The organism is Aeromonas sp. R1-1 (assembly GCF_040908495.1).
Lineage (GTDB): Bacteria > Pseudomonadota > Gammaproteobacteria > Enterobacterales > Aeromonadaceae > Aeromonas > Aeromonas veronii.
On record NZ_JBFODV010000054.1, the window covers coordinates 22,154 to 39,227 of the forward strand.

General features: G+C 55.7%; 17 protein-coding genes. 8 read left to right on the forward strand and 9 right to left on the reverse strand.

The features are described from left to right. Positions 1 to 39: 39 nt before the first annotated feature. The 5 genes from AB5Y92_RS02985 to AB5Y92_RS03005 form a co-directional block, all read right to left on the reverse strand. Positions 40 to 825 (reverse strand): Zn-ribbon-containing protein, encoded by a 786-nt coding sequence (locus AB5Y92_RS02985; RefSeq protein WP_368225511.1) that lies wholly within the window; start codon positions 823 to 825, stop codon positions 40 to 42. Positions 826 to 828: 3 nt separating this feature from the next. Further along, positions 829 to 1,125, reverse strand: a complete 297-nt coding sequence (locus tag AB5Y92_RS02990) for a DNA-binding protein (protein ID WP_005343755.1) — start codon at positions 1,123 to 1,125, stop codon at positions 829 to 831. An 84-nt stretch (positions 1,126 to 1,209) separates the two neighbouring features. Then, entirely contained in the window at positions 1,210 to 1,446 is a 237-nt protein-coding gene (locus tag AB5Y92_RS02995) for a DUF2789 family protein (protein WP_005338602.1), read from the reverse strand. 74 nt (positions 1,447 to 1,520) lie between these two features. Beyond that, entirely contained in the window at positions 1,521 to 1,820 is a 300-nt protein-coding gene (locus AB5Y92_RS03000; RefSeq protein WP_005338600.1) for a DUF3301 domain-containing protein, read from the reverse strand. Positions 1,821 to 1,931: 111 nt separating this feature from the next. Beyond that, positions 1,932 to 2,972 carry a DUF3549 family protein gene (locus AB5Y92_RS03005; protein WP_040067970.1) on the reverse strand — a complete coding sequence of 347 codons (1,041 nt, stop codon included), beginning with the start codon at positions 2,970 to 2,972 and terminating at the stop codon, positions 1,932 to 1,934. A gap of 276 nt (positions 2,973 to 3,248) precedes the next feature. Here AB5Y92_RS03005 and AB5Y92_RS03010 point away from each other — a divergent pair, with 276 nt between their 5' ends. The 6 genes from AB5Y92_RS03010 (at position 3,249) to ptsG (ending at position 9,666) form a co-directional block, all read left to right on the forward strand. Continuing rightward, entirely contained in the window at positions 3,249 to 3,584 is a 336-nt protein-coding gene (locus AB5Y92_RS03010; protein ID WP_005338596.1) for a YqcC family protein, read from the forward strand. Further along, positions 3,581 to 4,354, forward strand: a complete 774-nt coding sequence (gene truC / locus AB5Y92_RS03015) for a tRNA pseudouridine(65) synthase TruC (RefSeq protein ID WP_041202291.1) — start codon at positions 3,581 to 3,583, stop codon at positions 4,352 to 4,354. Before AB5Y92_RS03010 ends, truC begins: the two co-directional genes overlap by 4 nt. Positions 4,355 to 4,444: 90 nt before the next feature. After that, positions 4,445 to 4,885: a flavodoxin gene (locus AB5Y92_RS03020; protein ID WP_164537528.1), complete on the forward strand. Its 441-nt coding sequence runs from the start codon at positions 4,445 to 4,447 to the stop codon at positions 4,883 to 4,885. Positions 4,886 to 5,398: 513 nt separating this feature from the next. Then, entirely contained in the window at positions 5,399 to 6,805 is a 1,407-nt protein-coding gene (locus tag AB5Y92_RS03025) for a carbohydrate porin (RefSeq protein WP_331379013.1), read from the forward strand. Between the two features lie 74 nt (positions 6,806 to 6,879). Beyond that, positions 6,880 to 7,812 (forward strand): MalM family protein, encoded by a 933-nt coding sequence (locus AB5Y92_RS03030; protein WP_331379012.1) that lies wholly within the window; start codon positions 6,880 to 6,882, stop codon positions 7,810 to 7,812. A gap of 423 nt (positions 7,813 to 8,235) precedes the next feature. Then, the gene (gene ptsG, locus AB5Y92_RS03035) at positions 8,236 to 9,666 is read left to right on the forward strand and encodes a PTS glucose transporter subunit IIBC (RefSeq protein WP_005338586.1); all 1,431 of its coding nucleotides are present in this window, start codon (positions 8,236 to 8,238) and stop codon (positions 9,664 to 9,666) included. 258 nt (positions 9,667 to 9,924) lie between these two features. Here ptsG and AB5Y92_RS03040 read toward each other — a convergent pair whose 3' ends face one another. The 4 genes from AB5Y92_RS03040 to map form a co-directional block, all read right to left on the reverse strand. Continuing rightward, a complete protein-coding gene (locus AB5Y92_RS03040; RefSeq protein ID WP_005338583.1) occupies positions 9,925 to 10,308 on the reverse strand; it encodes a DUF3461 family protein in 384 nt (127 codons plus the stop codon). Between the two features lie 128 nt (positions 10,309 to 10,436). Next, positions 10,437 to 11,264 carry a 2,3,4,5-tetrahydropyridine-2,6-dicarboxylate N-succinyltransferase gene (gene dapD / locus AB5Y92_RS03045; protein WP_064338550.1) on the reverse strand — a complete coding sequence of 276 codons (828 nt, stop codon included), beginning with the start codon at positions 11,262 to 11,264 and terminating at the stop codon, positions 10,437 to 10,439. A 174-nt stretch (positions 11,265 to 11,438) separates the two neighbouring features. Further along, on the reverse strand, positions 11,439 to 14,075 hold the full coding sequence (gene glnD, locus AB5Y92_RS03050; RefSeq protein WP_127006393.1) for a bifunctional uridylyltransferase/uridylyl-removing protein GlnD: 2,637 nt from the start codon (positions 14,073 to 14,075) through the stop codon (positions 11,439 to 11,441). An 85-nt stretch (positions 14,076 to 14,160) separates the two neighbouring features. After that, the gene (gene map, locus AB5Y92_RS03055; RefSeq protein WP_043818982.1) at positions 14,161 to 14,949 is read right to left on the reverse strand and encodes a type I methionyl aminopeptidase; all 789 of its coding nucleotides are present in this window, start codon (positions 14,947 to 14,949) and stop codon (positions 14,161 to 14,163) included. Positions 14,950 to 15,320: 371 nt separating this feature from the next. On the opposite strand from map, the gene rpsB reads away from it, so the two are divergent. Together rpsB and tsf are read left to right on the forward strand one after the other, a co-directional pair. Beyond that, positions 15,321 to 16,049 (forward strand): 30S ribosomal protein S2, encoded by a 729-nt coding sequence (gene rpsB / locus AB5Y92_RS03060; RefSeq protein WP_005303470.1) that lies wholly within the window; start codon positions 15,321 to 15,323, stop codon positions 16,047 to 16,049. A gap of 104 nt (positions 16,050 to 16,153) precedes the next feature. Further along, the gene (tsf, locus tag AB5Y92_RS03065; protein ID WP_005338578.1) at positions 16,154 to 17,035 is read left to right on the forward strand and encodes a translation elongation factor Ts; all 882 of its coding nucleotides are present in this window, start codon (positions 16,154 to 16,156) and stop codon (positions 17,033 to 17,035) included. Positions 17,036 to 17,074: the final 39 nt, after the last annotated feature.

Consider the following 17,074-nt stretch of genomic DNA (forward strand, 5'->3'; position numbering starts at 1 on the left):
CAAGGCTCTTTTTTATGGCATCGCGTACAGGGAACGCGCTTAATCCTTGAAATCCCAGGAGAGGTTGGAGATCAGACGGCAGCTGTCGCACTTGAAGTCGAAGATCTCGTGCAGTGGCTCTGCCAGCGCCCACTCACCGCCACAGCTGGGGCAGGGGCGCGCCTTCTCCTCGGCCGCGCTCAACCCGCCCACTCGGTAGAGGTAGTAGTAGGTGGGGATGCCGCTCAGCACTTCCAACCGTTTGGCCAAATCGGTGCCGCGCCGGTAGAGGCGGCTGCCCACTTCGCCGATTTCGTGCAGCGCCGCATGTTCGGCGATGGAGCCGTTCATCTGCAGCTGATCGCATGCCTCCCAATCCTCCTGCCACTTGATGATCTGTTTCTGATCGCCGTTGGCGACCGCGGGCAGCTGGTAGAGCGGAATGGGGGCGAAGTGGTCACCACAGCGCAGCGGCGAGCAGGTATGCAGGAAGCTGGTATAGAGCATCATCCAGCTGGGGCGCTCGCCCTGTGTGCCGCAAGGGTCGGTGCTGTCGGAGAGCAGATCCGCCCCTTGAAGATGGAGCTTTGGCGCCAATAACCCGGACTGATTGAGCTGCTGTTCGGCCAGTTTGACCTGCTCGCTCTGGTTGTCGGGGTGCAGGCTATCCTGCTCCGGGCAGACTACCCGACTGACGAAATAGCCGTCATGCATGCTGGTGGGGAATTCCCGCCCGAGGATCTGGCCCTGATAACGCAGCATGTCGAGGTAGTTGACGATGGCCCGCTCGGCTTCGCCAAGGGAGGTATCGCGGTAACACTCAAAGCAGAGTTCGACGATATACATGGTTCAGCCTTGCCCCTGCTGGAGGAGCAGGTCGGTCAGGCGATCCACCTTCTGTTCGATGCGCGCGAGCTGTTCGGCGAGTTGCTGCAGGGTGAGCTCCGGTGCTGGCTGAGGCACAGCCTCTGGCAGGATCTCGCTCTCGGCGGTCGCAACTGGCTGCTGCTTCCACTGGCTCAGCACTTTCAGCAGCTCGGCCATCGGCACAGGCTGGGTGAGGCGGGCCTTGATCATGGCAGTGGTGGGCGTCAGGCCCTTGGCGGCCAGCTCGTTGGCAATTCGGATGATCTCGTGGGCGGACATAAGCATGCTCTGGGTGAGAAGGGGGGATCGATATCGGGGCGGGATCTTAACCAAAGCCGGCAGGGGAGGAAAGGGGCGGGCGGCTTAGCGGGGCTGGCGCAGCATCACATCGAGCTGGTCGATCGCCTCGCACCAGTCGGAGTCGTTCCACAGGGCATCGCGCAGAAAGCTGGCCTGGGCGGCGTTCCAGAAACCGGCCTCCGGCAGCAGGGTCTCATTGTCGAGGTGATGGTCGTGCACAAAGCGGTGCAGGCTCAGCTCGTCGTTGGCCATCCCGAGCTGGGCAAACAGGGCTGGCAGATCGTGGACAAGGGGTTCCATCTCGTCTCTCCCTTTGTTTAATCCCTGAGATTATAGACAGGCACAGCCATCGGGCGCAGAGACGAGATTGGGGATCAGGCAGAGGGGATGCGATGGGGTGGCAGATCAACGCCCACGACGTGCAGCCCCTGCATCTTGAGGGTGCCCTGATAGTGGCTCTCGCCATCGCTGGAGAATTCAAACTGATAGTGGGTCAGCAGCCGCAGGGGATTATGCGCCAGCTCCCGCCGATGGCGAGCCAGTGACAGCAGTTGCAGATCATGGTGCTGGCAGTAGCGGCGCATATATTGCCAGGCCACTTCTGCCTGTTGGCGTTGCAGCCAGAACAGGCCGGCAACGGCAATCAGCAACAAAATTCCGAGCATCTCTCCCATAGGCGGGCTTCCTTATCGTGATGTCGATAACCGGGAGTCCTGCTCGGCACTCCCGATCTCCTTTTCTATTTCCCGCCGTGTTGCCTCGTGGCGTGAGGGGGAGGCGAGGGATCAGGCCGAGGCAAACAGACGGCCGATGGCCTTGCCCAGCGCATCGCTGCGCTCGGGGTCTCGCAGTCTGGCCAGCATATCATTGCGCAGGGCCGGTAAAGTGACCAACTCGGCAAAAACCTGATTGAAGAACTGGGTCGGTTGCAGTGCCAGCTGTTCCAGATAGTGGCTGAGCAGATTGGCATCTTTCAGATCGGGCCAGAGCCGGCCCGCAATGGCGAGCAGCAGCGCCGGGCTTGGCTGGGTTTGCAGCAGGGTCAGCAGCTTATTGGTGCGCAAGGTGCTGCCGGGGCAGGAGGCCATAGCGCGGCAGAGGTAGGCCAGGGTCTCAGGGTTGGGGGCGGCGCACTCCTGCTCCTTGCCGATCCGCTCAAGCAGGGCGCCTTGTACTGCCGGCGGCAGCGGGGCGTTTTCAAGGCTCTGGCAGAGGGCGTAGAGCGGCTCTTGCGGCAGTTTGGGCAGCGCCTTGCAGATCAGCGCCAGATTGCGTTCATCATGCAGTCGCTCGGCCAGATCGGCAAAGCCCTGTAGTCCCAGCGTCTGCCAACCGGTGTCGTTGGGGGCGGCCAGATAGTGGCAGAGGGCATCGTAATAGGCGGAAGGGGCCTGCTCCAGTTGTCGCGCCAGCTTGGCATGCAGACTGGCCATTTTTGCCTCCGCCGGGCGGAAGGTGTAGGGATTGTCGGCCAAGCGCTGGGCTTTCTCTTCATCCAGATCGCCGGTGAGCTTGTAGCCCAGGGTCTCCACTACCTGATCCATGAACAGCTTGGGGCCATTTGACATCAGCAGGCCGCGCTCATCGAGGGCAAACTTGAGGAACCAGAGGTAGTGGCGAGACTCGCTCGGCTGGAAGAAGTGTACACCCAGCCAAGCGTGCTGTTGCAGCGGCCAGGGATAGGGCTCCTGCTGCTGTTCGATACGCACAAAGGTATCGCTTGCCAGTGGCCGCACCTGGCGGCCCATGTCAAACAGCTGGAACTGGGTGCCAGCCTGAGTCAGAAATTCGGTCAAAGTATTGATGGCAGTAGGCGTCGCAGACATGGTGAGATCCGGCTAATGGTGATGCGGGCCGATTATAAGGCCCTTGCCGAGGATAGCCAGTGGCAGCAGACGCGCGTTGCGGCAGATATCAACATGGCAGCCATGCGGGGGGAGGTGTATAGTATCGCCCTTTTTTAACGGCGGCAGGCCGTGCTGGCTGCCGTGTATGTCGACGAGCCGGCTTAATCGCCGGTGCTGCGCGACCGAATGTACTGGCATCCTGGCTGACCCTGTCGGGTCAGCGGATCAATCTGTGGTTATGAGGAAGAGAGCGAGATGAATCAATATTTGCTGGTAGCTGGCCTGTTGGGGGAACTCACCGCCGAGTTGCAGCGCCTTGAGCGCTGGCAAGCTGACCATCCCGGTGACGAAGCCCTGGCAAGCACCCTGCCTTTTTGTGTCGATACCCTGAGCTTTGATCAGTGGCTGCAGTTCGTGCTGATCCCGCGCATGGAGCAGCTGGTGATGTTGCAGGCTCCGCTGCCCACCAGCGTCTCCCTTTATCCCATGGCCAGCGAAGTCTACAAAGAAGATCTGGCCGAAGCAGAAGCGCTGCTGCGCCTGATCGCCCGCTTCGATCTGCTGCTTTCCGGCAAAGTGATCGAACAATGATGCCAGATCAAACCCGAGAAGAGAGTGACTTGAAGCTGACCCTGCTCTATCAGGATGAGTGGCTGGTGGCGGTCAACAAGCCCTCCGGTCTGCTGGTGCATCGCAGTTGGCTCGACAAGGGCGAGACCCGTTTTGCCATGCAGATGACCCGGGATCTCATCGGCGGTCGCCATGTCTATCCGGTGCATCGCCTTGACCGCCCCACCTCCGGCGTGTTGCTGTTTGCGCTCGATCCGGTGATTGCCCGCGCGCTGACCGAAGCCTTCACCCAACGTCAGGTACACAAGGAGTATCTGGCTCTAGTGCGCGGCTGGGCACCCGAGCAGGGGGTGATCGACTATCCCCTCAAGGAGCAGCTGGACAAGATTGCCGATGCCATGAGCAACCCGGATCGCCCGGCGCAAGATGCCGTCACCACCTTCCGGCGTTTGCATCAGGTCGAGCTGCCCCACGCGGTCTCCAAAAAGCACCCCACCAGTCGCTACAGTCTGGTCAGATTGTTCCCGAAGACCGGCCGCAAGCATCAGCTGCGCCGTCATATGGATCACCTGTTCCACCCCATCGTCGGGGATACCACCCATGGGGATGGTCGTCACAACCGTTTCTTTCGCGAGCACTTTGGCTGCGAACGGCTGCTGCTGGTGGCCCGCACCCTGAGCTTTACCCATCCGGTGCTCAAGGTGCCGATGCGGATCCAGGCTCCGCTCGGTCAGGATGTGTTGCGCCTGTTTGCCGAGCTGGGTTGGCCCGCCAGCGAGAGCGACTACTAAGCGCCTGATCCTCAGTCCTGAACCGGTGGCATCTGACGCCAGCTTGCTGATAGAGTTGCTCAAAAGAGTGACTCAAGCAGGGAGAGGAGAATGGCGCAGATCGATATCGTGGTAGGAACTGTCTACGGCGCAGCCATGCTGGTGGCCGAGACCTTGGCAGATGAACTGGAACGCAAGGGGCATCACTGTACCCTGCACGAAGAAGCACGGCTGGCGGACATCGACCCCGGTCGTTTTTTATTGCTGGTCAGTGCCACCACCGGGCAGGGGGACATTCCTCCCAATCTGCAGCCCTTTGCCAGCGAGCTGGCTGACAAGGCGCCCTGGCTCAAGGGGCTGCGGTATGCCCTGATTGCCATGGGTGACAGCAGCTATGACCATTTTTGTGGCGCGGGCCGTCGGCTGGACGGGTTGCTGCAAGAGCTGGGCGCCACGCGAGTGATGCCCCCGCTGGAGCTGGATGCCACCGTGCACGATGAACCCGAACAGGTGGCACTCAGCTGGCTGAAAAAGTGGGATATTCAGCCCTGAATATTCTTTGAAATAGAGCTATATCAATCCCCTGATCCTTAACCGGCAGGGGATTGTTATTTGTGAACTGTCATTTCTCATATGTTCCCATAAATTATCTCTGTTGTTGTTTTATTTTTCTCTTTTGAGTCCTCTTTCGTATGGAAATATGTACATAGTTCTTTCTAAATAGTTCAATCGCTGAAAGCGATTTCAATCATGTTTTTAAAGAATTGTGGAGCTAATGAGACATTTCTTGATGGCTTATATTTTTGTTGGTATCGCTTTCAAGTAGTTTTTTATTGCTTTAAATCTGCCACTTTGGGTTTTATTTCTGCTTGTTTGTTGTTTCTGAGGGTTTTTTTTGTACTTTTTGTTGTAGTTTGGCAATGGGCGTTCATTTTGTGAGTGTTGTCATATCACCCAGCTGGCATGCTCCATATAATCGCATCTGCTTGTCACTTGGATATATCTACTGGCTAAGCCTTGATTATTAGGACATCACTCATCCTCAGCGGGAAAAGGAAAATGACAATGAATGCAAAATGGCTTCCGATAGCTGCCGCAGTAAGTATGGCGCTCTCTTCCGGTGTTGTTGTTGCTGCTGACGCAGATAATGGTTGGGAAGTACATGGTTATGGTCGTCTGGGTGGTCAATGGAATGGCGATGGCGCCAGCAAAATGAACACCTTGGGGAAACAGGACTACCGTACTGTGACCTCTATGGATGAAAATGCCAACCAGGTCGAGTTGTCTGTAAAAAAGAAATTTGAAGGCAAAAATGGTGTAAAGGGTGAATTTGTCACACGCGCCGAATATGGGAATCAGAATGCAGGTGACACAGGCTATTTTGTTTCCTCAGAAGGCTCACTGCAGACAAATCGTGATGATGCCCAATTTGAAATGAAAGAAGCCTATGTGGAGCTGGCTGGTTTTGATTTCCTTGATAAGGATACCAAAATTTGGGCCGGTCAACGTTATTTGAACCGTGAACAAGGGATCTTGACCAAAGAGTTCTGGAAGCAATCTTCAGGTGTCGGTGCTGGTTTCCAGAATGGTGGTTTTGGTATGGCCGTGGTATCAGCTGATGATGCAGGCCAAGTTCGTTATGGAGACGAAAAAGATTGTGACGGTGACGGTAAGCCTGATGCTAATAACTTCAAGTGCACCAGTTCCGTTCGTACTGCTACTTCTTTGAATATTTTTTATTACGGCTTGGCGGCACTAGGTGGTACCTTTGATTTTGACCTGAAAGGTATGAAGCAAGCTAATACCGATTCAGATGCCATATCAAACAAAGATTCGGTTACCGGAAAATATACTAAAAATGCAGACACCGGTGTTGGTGCCTCTATTGCCTATAACCGCGATTATTATGGTTTTAAAGGTTGGTCCAAAACGGCTATCGCTTATGGTGAAGGTATGGCCTCCAATCGTGGGGTTAACTTCGGTTCCTGGAACGGTGGCTTTGGTAAAGACTCCAGCGCGCTGTTCTTCACCTCTTATGGTGTTGCCGAAGTGGCTCCTCGCTTGCAGCTTGGTAGTGAACTGACTTACTGGGCTCCACAGCATGTAGACTGGGGTGGCGATCTCGACGTTGCTCGTACCATTTTTGCCCTGCAGCCATCCTACAAGATCAATGACAATCTGCGTTTGATCCTGACCGGTTCCTATGCGAACGAGAAAGTTGAAGATCAGAATGGTAAAGCACAGTGGGGTCGCACGGATGTAAATACCCAGTTCTATGCTTTGGAAGTAGCTACAGCGTTCACGGTTGATGCAGATTACTGGGGACGTCCACAGATCAAACCCTTCGTGACCTGGGTGAAATCCAGCGATGAAAATGCCTCTGGTGCGATCAGCATTGACTCCACCAAAGACAACGGCAAGCTGTCTACCTCACAAGTGTTCTTCGGGGTTGAAGCTGAAGTATGGTTCTAAGCTGATTCTCAGCTAACAGTAAAAGAAGCGGCGCATGTTCATGCGTCGCTTCTTGATTTAAAGGAATAGTTATTATGAGACGTAACACGAAAGTGGCAGTGATCGTGGCTGGAGTTCTGCTGTTGGGTGGGTGTGCCAGTCATAGCTCACAGTCAATTCCGGATTCTGGATTCGCTACCTTGATGGCGTCTCCCACATGTTGCATAGATTTCGCTCAGATGCCCCTTGATGCATTGCCAGATGATGACAGCACTCTGGAAGTAGTCTTGGATTCTTCTTCGCCTATATTTGACTTCAATGATGGTAAGTCTTACTTCAAAGCCTTTCAGCTGCCCAAACAGCGTAGCCAAATAGATATCACGCTTAAGTCTTATTTCACTGATAGCATCATGTTGCCAAGTGTGCTTTTTTTAGACAAAACTCTGAGGGTTGTCAAAGAAGTCAATGCTGAGCAATTCCAGCTCGTTTATGGCAGCATCGGTCGTCGCATTTCCCTGGATAGCCATATTACCTTAGACCAAGCGTCATCTGGCCAGCAGGCTGAGTTTATGATTATCAAGGCGGACCCCAAAAGTCGTCAGGGTGAGACTAAGGTAATGTCTGCGGCAAGAAAATGGGCAAAGGAGACTGGCTTGGCCGAGCCGGTAGAAGCTGATCCTGTGTTCTCACACAGCATGTCTGGTAATTTAGCTCTGTCGGTGCGTTCATCTGGCCAGCTCTTGAGTTCAGGGCAGGTAATGTCATTAGGTGCAGTGCAAAACCAGTCCATCACTCCCTCACCTCAGCCTACCGTAGGCAATAGCAAAAGTGCCATCGTGTTACCAGCATCAACTTCAGCACCTGCCATGCTGAGTGAAACTGAAGCCTTCTATCAGAGCCAGATCGAAAAAGCGGTCAAGGCGGGGGATATCGACAAGGCGATGAAGCTGGTGAACGAGGCCGAGCGGGCCGGTTCAACCAAGGCAAAAAGCGTGTTTATTGATGCGGTCAAGCGCTCGCAAAAATAGAGTAATACGACCGTTTGCTGGTCAGATATATTTATTGAGGCCTCCCTTGTTGGAGGCCTTTTTAATCGGTAGACTGTAATAAATAAAAATCACTCCGTTACACTGAGTTACAATAAGTTTCTATTTGATATAAATCGCATTATTAAAATACAAAGTGAAACTGCTATTTATATGTTTTTGTACTAGAGTGATAATGCAGATTATTAACTTATATTAGTGTTGTTTTTTAGCTGCTAAACAAGTTGTGATCTTCCCTCCAAATTCAATATTCCCCCGCCTTCGAAAGCAGCAATTTATGACCCGCTGGGTTATATTCTGATGGTCAAAATAAACAAGCCCGACTCGAAGATATCTGAATGAATCAGTCCTTATTTCATCCAGATAGATCGTTCAGGGACGACAATCCATTCAGGAGCGCACACAATGTTCAAAAATGCTTTCTCTAATCTGCAAAAGGTTGGTAAGGCGCTGATGCTGCCAGTATCAGTCTTGCCAGTCGCAGGTATTCTGCTGGGGGTGGGTGCTGCCCACTTCAGCTGGATGCCGGAAATTGTCTCCCAATTGATGGAGCAAGCCGGTGGTTCTGTATTTGGCCAGATGGCCCTGCTGTTCGCAGTGGGTGTTGCTCTTGGCTTTACCAATAACGACGGTGTATCCGGTCTGTCAGCCATCGTTGGCTACGGCATCATGGTCGCAACCCTGAAGGTCATGGCACCTGTGATGGGTGTTGAAACCATCGAAACCGGCGTGCTGGGCGGTATCCTGGCCGGTGGTATCGCTGCTTGGGCCTTCAACCGTTTCTACAAGATCCAGCTGCCAGAGTACCTGGGCTTCTTCGCGGGCAAACGTGCCGTACCCATCATCACCGGTTTCCTCTCCATCGGTCTGGGTGTGATCCTGTCCGTGATTTGGCCGCCAGTGGGTGGCGCCATCGGTGCCTTCTCTGACTGGGCTGCCAACCAGAACCCGGTACTGGCCTTCGGTATCTACGGCGTGGTTGAGCGCTCCCTGATCCCGTTCGGTCTGCACCACATCTGGAACGTACCGTTCTTCTATCAGGCTGGTACCTGCGTCAACGGTGCCGGTGAAACTGTTCACGGTATCATGACCTGCTTCCTGACTGCTGATGACGCGTCCCGCGCTGCCGGTAACGGCTTTGGTCAGCTGGCTGGTGGCTACCTGTTCAAAATGTTCGGTCTGCCTGCTGCTGCGTTTGCCATTGCTCACGCTGCCAAGCCGGAAAACCGTGCCAAGATCGTTGGTATCATGGCCTCTGCAGCCCTGACCTCTTTCCTGACCGGTATCACCGAGCCGATTGAATTCTCCTTCCTGTTCATCGCTCCGGTTCTGTACGCAATTCACGCGGTACTGGCTGGCCTGGCTTATGTGCTGACCAACTCTCTGGGTATCGTACACGGTCACACCTTCTCCAACGGCTTCATCGACTTCGTGGTGCAATCACCGCGTGCCGACAACATGCTGCTGCTGGTTGGTCTGGGTCTGGTTTACGCGGCTATCTACTACGTGGTATTCAGCTTCGTTATCCGTGCCATGAACCTGAAAACCCCGGGTCGTGAAGACGAGACTGCTGAAGAGGCCGTTGGCCAAGGCAAAGACGAGATGTCTGCTGCTCTGGTTGCCGCCTTCGGTGGTAAAGAGAACATCGCTTCTCTGGATGCCTGCATCACTCGTCTGCGTGTTGGCGTGAAAGATGTTGCCAAGGTTGACCAGGCTGGTCTGAAGAAGCTGGGTGCTGCCGGTGTGGTAGTGGCTGGTTCCGGCGTTCAAGCCATCTTCGGTACCAAGTCCGACAACCTGAAAACCGACATGGACATCTGGATGAAGAGCAACTAATTCTGTTGCCTGAATATCAGCGTGTTTGAAGAGGGAGGCGAAAGCCTCCCTCTTGCTATTTGTGGTTATGGAGCGTGCGAGTCGCTGTAGATCGATCTCGGCAGGAGTCTCGTTGCCCAAGATGCGATATGTAAAGGGATACCTTCTGTCGGCGTTGTGCCTCGCTCGCCTTATCGCACACCATCACCAGATAAACCCATATAAAGTCAGCCAATAAAAAGAGCGCCACCTGGGCGCTCTATTGTCGAGTCGGGGGGATTAGAGTTTCTCCAGATCCCGCTCGATTTCGCTGATCTTGTTCTGCACCACTTTTTCCAGATGGCGCAGGTCGCGCAGGATCTTCTGCTTGATGTCCGGGTCGGCCTGCTGATGAACGCCCTGGGTCAGGTTGTCCAGCTCATCCACTACATACTTGAGGTTGGCGTTGATCTCGGTGACATCCTTGTACTCATGGGTACCGGAGTCGACCAGCATGGTCTTGCGCTGGCGGGGATACTTGAATTTGACACTCTTGGCGAAGAACTCGCCCTTCTGCTTCTTGAAGTAGATCTTGAGGATGTCGTGGTTGGCCTCCTGGCGCAGGGTATAGCTGTCGACGGAGGCGGGATCCTGGATCCCCAGGCTCTTCAGATTCTCGTACATCAGGCTTCCTCGGTTTGAAACGATCCTGTCCCATCCATCTTAACCGATGCCTCATGGCTTGCCTGTGACAGGGGCGCCAAAATCAAAAGGGCGCCATCAGGCGCCCTTTTGGGTCACAGCAATGCTGATTACTCGTCGATGGAGCGTAGCAGGGCGTTGATGCCGACTTTGGCACGGGTTTTGGCATCGACCTTTTTGACGATCACCGCCGCGTAGAGGCTGTACTTGCCGCACTTGGAGGGCAGGGAGCCGGAGACGACCACTGAGCCAGCCGGTACGCGGCCGTAGTGGATCTCGCCGGTTTCGCGGTCATAGATGCGGGTGGACTGGCCGATGAAGACGCCCATGGAGATGACGGAACCTTCCTCGACGATGACCCCTTCAACCACTTCGGAGCGGGCACCGATAAAGCAGTTGTCTTCGATGATGGTCGGGTTGGCCTGCAGCGGTTCCAGTACGCCGCCGATGCCGACGCCGCCGGAGAGGTGGACGTTCTTACCGATCTGGGCGCAAGAGCCGACAGTAGCCCAGGTATCGACCATGGTACCTTCGTCAACGAAGGCGCCGATGTTGACATAGGAGGGCATCAGCACAGTATTGGGGGCGATAAAAGAGCCTTTGCGGGCTGTTGCCGGCGGCACCACGCGCACACCCGCTTCCTTGAACTGCTCGGCGGTGTAGTTGGAGAACTTGAGGGGAACCTTGTCGTAGTACTGGGCATCGTCGCCCTTGATGATGCCGTTGTCGTTGATGCGGAAGTAGAGCAGTACCGCTTTCTTCAACCACTGATGGACAACCCACTCACCGGCGATCTTCTCGGCAACCCGTACCTTGCCAGAGTCCAGCAGGTCGATGGCTTGCAGGATGGCGGACTTGGTGGCGCTATCCACGGAGCCCGGAGTAATGGTGTCGCGGCGCTCGAAGGCCGCTTCAATGATCTGTTGCAACTCGGTCATGACAGGTTTCCTTTAAAAAATTCTGTTTGTTGTATCACACTTTTCCGACTGTTTTTAAGGGGTTGACCGGAATTCTTCCAGCCAGCGACCATTTCTTCATCCGATGTGCGCCAACCAGTTGTTTGGTATGGTAAAAAACGCCCGACAATCAGCCTCTTTCGAATCACTCTTCGCTTAATCCAGTACCGACTGCTGGGGATTGAGCTGGTGTACCAGTCGCTCTTCCAGCTGTTTTTGCTGCTCGGCGGTCAATGGCTCGCCATCGAGGCTGGTCAGGCTGAAAAAGTCCTCGACCCTCTCACCGAAAGTGGCGATTTTGGCGGCGTGCAGCGACAGGCCACATTGCTGGAAAACCGCACCGATCCGCGCCAGCAGGCCGGGGGTATCGAGGGCAGTCAGCTCCATCAGGGTGTGACGGCTCTCCCCTTTATGAGGCAGAAAGACTACCCGGGTCGGCACGCTGAACTGGCGGTGGCGCCGTGACAACGGCTTGTTGCGCAGCACCAGCTTGCCAGGCTCCTGCAGCGCCTTCTCCAGAGCTTTCTTGATGGTGGCGGTGCGGTTGGGGCTGATGGGCTCGCCGCTTGGCTCCAGCACCACGAAGGTATCGAGCACGAAGTTGCTGCGCGAGTTCATGATCTGGGCGTCGTGGATGTTGAGGTTCTTCTGATCCAGCGCCGAGGCGACGGTGGCAAACAGATTTGGGGTATCGCGGCAGTAGATAAATACCTCGCTGCCGCCGCGGGTCGGGTGTTTGCCGATGATCACCAGCGGTGCCGGATTGTCGCCATGCTCGATGATGTGGCGGCAGTGCCAGGCGATCTGCTCCGGGCTGTGGCGCAGGAAGTAGTCGGCCTTGAAATCGGCCCAGAGCTGGTTGATTGCCTCTTCCGATACATCCCGTTGTGCCAGCAGTTGCTTGGCCTGACGCTGGTTCTCGCGAATGCGCAGCCGCATATCGGGCGGGTTCTCCAGCCCCTGGCGCAGCGCCTTCTGGGTGGCGAAGTAGAGCTCCCGCAGCAGGGTGCCCTTCCAGTCGTTCCACAAGGTATCGTTGGTGGCGCAGATATCGGCCACGGTGAGGCAGTAGAGCAGGTCGAGATGCTGCTCGTCGCGCACTTTCTGGGCAAAGTCGGTGACCACGTCGGGATCGTAGATATCGCGGCGCTGGGCGGTGACTGACATCAGCAGATGGTGGCGCACCAGCCAGGCGACCAGCCGACTCTCGTAGCGATCCAGGCCGTGCAGCTGGCAGAACTCCAACGCATCGACGGCGCCAAGTTCCGAGTGATCGCCGCGCCGCCCTTTGGCGATGTCGTGGAACAGGGCGGCGATGCTGAGCAGCTCCGGTTTGCGCAGCCGGGTGAAGACCTCGTGGCAGAGCGGGTGGCTCTGGCGACTGGCCGGATTAGGGAACTGGTGAATGTTCTTGAGCAGCCGGTGGGTGTGCTCATCCACCGTGTAGGCGTGGAACATGTCGAACTGCATCTGGCCGACGATCAGGTTCCATTGAGGCAGATAGGCGGCGAGGATGCCGTACTTGTGCATCAGTGTGAGCGGTAGGCCGATGCCATTGGGGTGGCGCAGCAGCGCCATAAAGAGGCGACGGCAGTCAGGCAAGTCCTGCAGCCAGCAGTTGAGTTTGCGGCGCGCCTCGCGCAGTTGGCGCAGGGTTGCCGAGTGGATGCCGGCAATCTCGGGATGCTGGGCCATCTGATAGAACAGGCGCAAGATGGCGGCCGGTTCACGGCTAAACAGCTCCGCATCCACTGCATCGATGAGGCGGCCACGGAGCTGGAACTCGTCGGAGAGGCGGCGCACATCCATGGCGGTGTTGCCGAGGATCGCTTCGTCAAACAGCTGCAGCAGCATCTCGTTGAGCTCGGAGACCCGCCGCACCGTCTGGTAGAAGCGCTTCATCATCTGCTCGACCGGAGTGTTGCCTTCCCCCTCGAATCCCAGCATCTGGGCTACGGTGCGCTGGCGATCGAACAGCAGGCGGTTATCTCCCTTGTTGATGGCCATGTGCAGGGCAAAGCGCACCTTCCAGAGAAAATTCTGGCAGTCGAGCAGTTCGCGATACTCGGCGCGGTTGAGAAAGCCGTGGCTGGTCATCTCGAACAAGGTAGTGGCGCCAAAGTGGCGGCGGGCGACCCAGGCAAGGGTCTGAATATCCCGCAGACCGCCCGGATTGCTCTTGAGATCGGGCTCCAGCTTGTAGGCGGTGCCGAGAAACTGTTGATGACGCTCCGCCTGCTCCTGGCGCTTGGCGCGAAAGAAGGCTTCGCTTGGCCAGAAGTGCTGGGGGCCGGTGGCCTCTTTCAGTTGCCGGAAACCCTCCTGGCGACCTGTGATGTAGCGGGCCTCAATGAGGTTGGTGGCGACCGTAATATCGGCACGCCCCTGCTCGAGACACTCCGCCACGTTGCGCACCGCCTGACCCACCTCCAGCTTGAGATCCCACAGCAAGGTGATGAACTCGCCGATCCGCAGTCCCAACACCTCGTCCAGTTCGTCGCCGTCATAGAGGATCAGCAGGTCGATGTCGGAGTGGGGGTGCAGCTCGCCACGGCCATAACCGCCTACCGCGATGAGGGTGAGGTCGCTCTTGTCGAAGCCGAACTTCTGCCACAGCCGGCAGAGCAGCTGATCCATGTATTCGGAGCGGGTGGCAACCAGCTCGATGATGTTGTCGCCGGCATCAAAACGGGCGTGCAGCCAGCCGAGAAAGCGGCTCAGGTACTCTTTACAGTTGTCGCGAGTGAGCTGATCATCGGGTAACAAATGGGGGGAAAGCAGGCTGGCGTCCATGGCATCTCACACACAGTGGCAGGCAAATGGCTGAAACAGAAGTAAAAACCCCGGCGCTTTGGAAGTTCAGGGCCGGGGTTCGATGTTAGCTGTGTTTGATGAAGCGGTCGATAGTGTCATCGGGGCGCAGGGTGAGCACCTCGCAGCCATCCTCGGTCACCAGCAGGGTGTGCTCCCACTGGGCGGAGTCGCCGCCATCCTTGGTGGTCACGGTCCAGCCATCCTTCGGATTGACCTTGCAGTGATACTTCTTGCTGTTGACCATGGGCTCGATGGTGAAGCACATGCCCGCTTTCAGCTCCAGCTTGCCGCTGTTGCGGTAGTGCAGGATCTGCGGTTCTTCGTGGAACTCGGCACCGATGCCGTGGCCACAGTAGTCACGCACCACGGAGAAACCGGCTTTCTCAACGATGGGCTGAATGACGGTGCCAATCTCGGTAATGCAGGCACCCGGACGCACCTTCTTGATGGCGGCGTAGAGGCTCTCTTGCGCAACTTTGCAGAGCTGGCGGCGCAGCGGGGTGGTTTCACCCACGATGAACATGGCCGAGGTATCGCCGTGGTAACCATCCTTGATAACGGTGATATCCAGGTTGATGATGTCGCCATCGCGCAGCTTCTTGTGATTCGGGATACCGTGGCAGATCACATCGTTCACCGAGGTGCAGATGGATTTGGGGAAGCCGTGGTAGTTGAGCGGAGCTGGAACCGCCTGTTGTACGTCGACAATATAGTCGTGGCAGAGGGTGTTCAGTTCGTCAGTGGTGACGCCAGCTTTGACATGGGGCGCAATCATGACCAGCACATCGGCGGCCAATTGGCCGGCAACGCGCATCTTTTCAATCTCTTCCGGTGTCTTGATTTTAATGGACATGGGATCTCTCTTGCGGCCTGCCGCTGGGCCTGCGAGGGCAGACAGGACAGGTAATGAAAAATAGATGCGTTTGCAATCAGGGCAAAATTTTATCCGCAACCCCCGCGTACTTCCAGTGTGATTGTCATCACAACGTCAAATCAGCGTCGCAGCATCCTCTGGCGGGATCCATATTTACACCTGTTTAGGGTGTCGGCCGGTGGTGTCCTGAACAAAGTTATGGTATAAAGCGCGCCGGAATGGGGAACTTGCGTCCCGATTTCATCACCCTTACTTAAACAACACACACACATCGACACATATGCCGGGGTGCCTTAACGGGTCGGTTATATGGGATGTGTGGAGGCCTAACCCCAATACAGAGGTATAAAATGGCTAAAGTTTCTATGCGCGACATGCTGCAAGCCGGCGTTCACTTCGGTCACCAGACTCGTTACTGGAACCCGAAAATGAAATCCTACATCTTCGGTGCACGCAGCAAAGTTCACATCATCAACCTGGAAAAAACCGTTCCGATGTTTGACGATGCCATGAACTTCATCAGCTCCGTAGCTGCCAAGAAAGGCAAGGTACTGTTCGTTGGTACCAAGCGTGCCGCGTCTGAAGCCGTAAAAGAAGCCGCTGAGCGTTGCGACCAGTTCTATGTAAACCACCGCTGGCTGGGCGGTATGCTGACCAACTGGAAAACCGTTCGTCAGTCTATCAAGCGCCTGAAAGATCTGGAAACCCAGAGCCAAGACGGTACCTTCGACAAGCTGACCAAGAAAGAGGCGCTGATGCGTACTCGCGAAATGGAAAAGCTGGAGAAGAGCCTGGGTGGTATCAAGAACATGGGCGGCCTGCCTGACGTTCTGTTCGTTGTCGATGCCGACCACGAGCATATCGCTATCAAAGAAGCCAATAACCTGGGTATCCCGGTAGTTTCCATCGTTGATACCAACTCCAACCCGGACGGCGTTGACTATGTCATCCCGGGTAACGACGACGCTATCCGTGCCGTACAGCTGTACCTGAATGCTGCTGCTGACACCGTACTGGAAGCTCGCGCTCAGGACATCGTTGTTCAAGCCGAACAAGATGGCTTCGTTGAAGCTGAGTAATTGATAAGGACTGTAAAGCCCTTATTAACCAAGCTGATGTAATTGGTTAGCAGGGGCCCTTGTGGCCCCTGTTTCTTGTCAATTCAAGACCGAGGATACTGGACATGGCTAACGTTACTGCCGCCCTGGTAAAAGAACTGCGCGAGCGCACTGCCGCTGGCATGATGGATTGCAAAAAAGCACTGGAAGAAGCTGCTGGTGATATCGAGCTGGCAATTGAGAACATGCGCAAATCCGGTCAGGCCAAAGCCGCCAAGAAAGCTGGCCGTATCGCCGCTGAAGGCGTTATCTTTGCTCGCACCGAAGGCAACGTTGCCGTCATGATCGAGCTGAACAGCGAAACCGACTTCGTCGCCAAAGATGCCAGCTTCATGGCAATGGGCCAGAAGATCGCTGACATCGCTGCGACCCAGAAAATTGCTGACGTTGACGCGCTGAAAGCCGCTGACTTCGGTAACGGCGAATCCGTCGAGCTGACCATCACCAACCTGATCGCCAAGATCGGTGAGAACATGAACCTGCGTCGCGTGATGCTGGTTGAAGGTGACAACCTGGGTACCTACGTTCACGGTTCCCGCATTGGTGTTATCACCAAGCTGACCGGTGGTTCTGCCGAGCTGGCCAAAGATCTGGCCATGCACGTTGCTGCCAACAGCCCGCAATTCGTCAAGCCTGAAGACGTGTCTGCTGAAGTCGTTGCCAAAGAGCGCGAAATCCAGATCGACATCGCCATCAACTCCGGCAAGCCGAAAGAGATCGCCGAGAAGATGGTTGAAGGCCGCATGAAGAAGTTCACCGGTGAGGTTTCCCTGACTGGTCAACCGTTCGTGAAAGATCCTTCCATGACCGTTGCCGAGCTGCTGAAGAAAGAAGGCGCTGACGTTGTCTCCTTCACCCGTTTCGAAGTGGGCGAAGGCATCGAGAAGCAAGAGACCGATTTCGCTGCTGAAGTTGCAGCCCAAATCGCGGCCGCTCAAAAGGCCTAATCGAACCGGTTTTTTCCGTTTCCCCAGACCGCGACTTAT

Excerpts from the sequence above, each read along its gene's own strand:
- AB5Y92_RS02985 (WP_368225511.1), bottom strand. The coding sequence starts at position 825 with ATGTATATCGTCGAACTCTGCTTTGAGTGTTACCGCGATACCTCCCTT.
- AB5Y92_RS02990 (WP_005343755.1), bottom strand. The coding sequence starts at position 1,125 with ATGTCCGCCCACGAGATCATCCGAATTGCCAACGAGCTGGCCGCCAAG.
- AB5Y92_RS02995 (WP_005338602.1), bottom strand. The coding sequence starts at position 1,446 with ATGGAACCCCTTGTCCACGATCTGCCAGCCCTGTTTGCCCAGCTCGGG.
- AB5Y92_RS03000 (WP_005338600.1), bottom strand. The coding sequence starts at position 1,820 with ATGGGAGAGATGCTCGGAATTTTGTTGCTGATTGCCGTTGCCGGCCTG.
- AB5Y92_RS03005 (WP_040067970.1), bottom strand. The coding sequence starts at position 2,972 with ATGTCTGCGACGCCTACTGCCATCAATACTTTGACCGAATTTCTGACT.
- AB5Y92_RS03010 (WP_005338596.1), top strand. The coding sequence starts at position 3,249 with ATGAATCAATATTTGCTGGTAGCTGGCCTGTTGGGGGAACTCACCGCC.
- truC (WP_041202291.1), top strand. The coding sequence starts at position 3,581 with ATGATGCCAGATCAAACCCGAGAAGAGAGTGACTTGAAGCTGACCCTG.
- AB5Y92_RS03020 (WP_164537528.1), top strand. The coding sequence starts at position 4,445 with ATGGCGCAGATCGATATCGTGGTAGGAACTGTCTACGGCGCAGCCATG.
- AB5Y92_RS03025 (WP_331379013.1), top strand. The coding sequence starts at position 5,399 with ATGAATGCAAAATGGCTTCCGATAGCTGCCGCAGTAAGTATGGCGCTC.
- AB5Y92_RS03030 (WP_331379012.1), top strand. The coding sequence starts at position 6,880 with ATGAGACGTAACACGAAAGTGGCAGTGATCGTGGCTGGAGTTCTGCTG.
- ptsG (WP_005338586.1), top strand. The coding sequence starts at position 8,236 with ATGTTCAAAAATGCTTTCTCTAATCTGCAAAAGGTTGGTAAGGCGCTG.
- AB5Y92_RS03040 (WP_005338583.1), bottom strand. The coding sequence starts at position 10,308 with ATGTACGAGAATCTGAAGAGCCTGGGGATCCAGGATCCCGCCTCCGTC.
- dapD (WP_064338550.1), bottom strand. The coding sequence starts at position 11,264 with ATGACCGAGTTGCAACAGATCATTGAAGCGGCCTTCGAGCGCCGCGAC.
- glnD (WP_127006393.1), bottom strand. The coding sequence starts at position 14,075 with ATGGACGCCAGCCTGCTTTCCCCCCATTTGTTACCCGATGATCAGCTC.
- map (WP_043818982.1), bottom strand. The coding sequence starts at position 14,949 with ATGTCCATTAAAATCAAGACACCGGAAGAGATTGAAAAGATGCGCGTT.
- rpsB (WP_005303470.1), top strand. The coding sequence starts at position 15,321 with ATGGCTAAAGTTTCTATGCGCGACATGCTGCAAGCCGGCGTTCACTTC.
- tsf (WP_005338578.1), top strand. The coding sequence starts at position 16,154 with ATGGCTAACGTTACTGCCGCCCTGGTAAAAGAACTGCGCGAGCGCACT.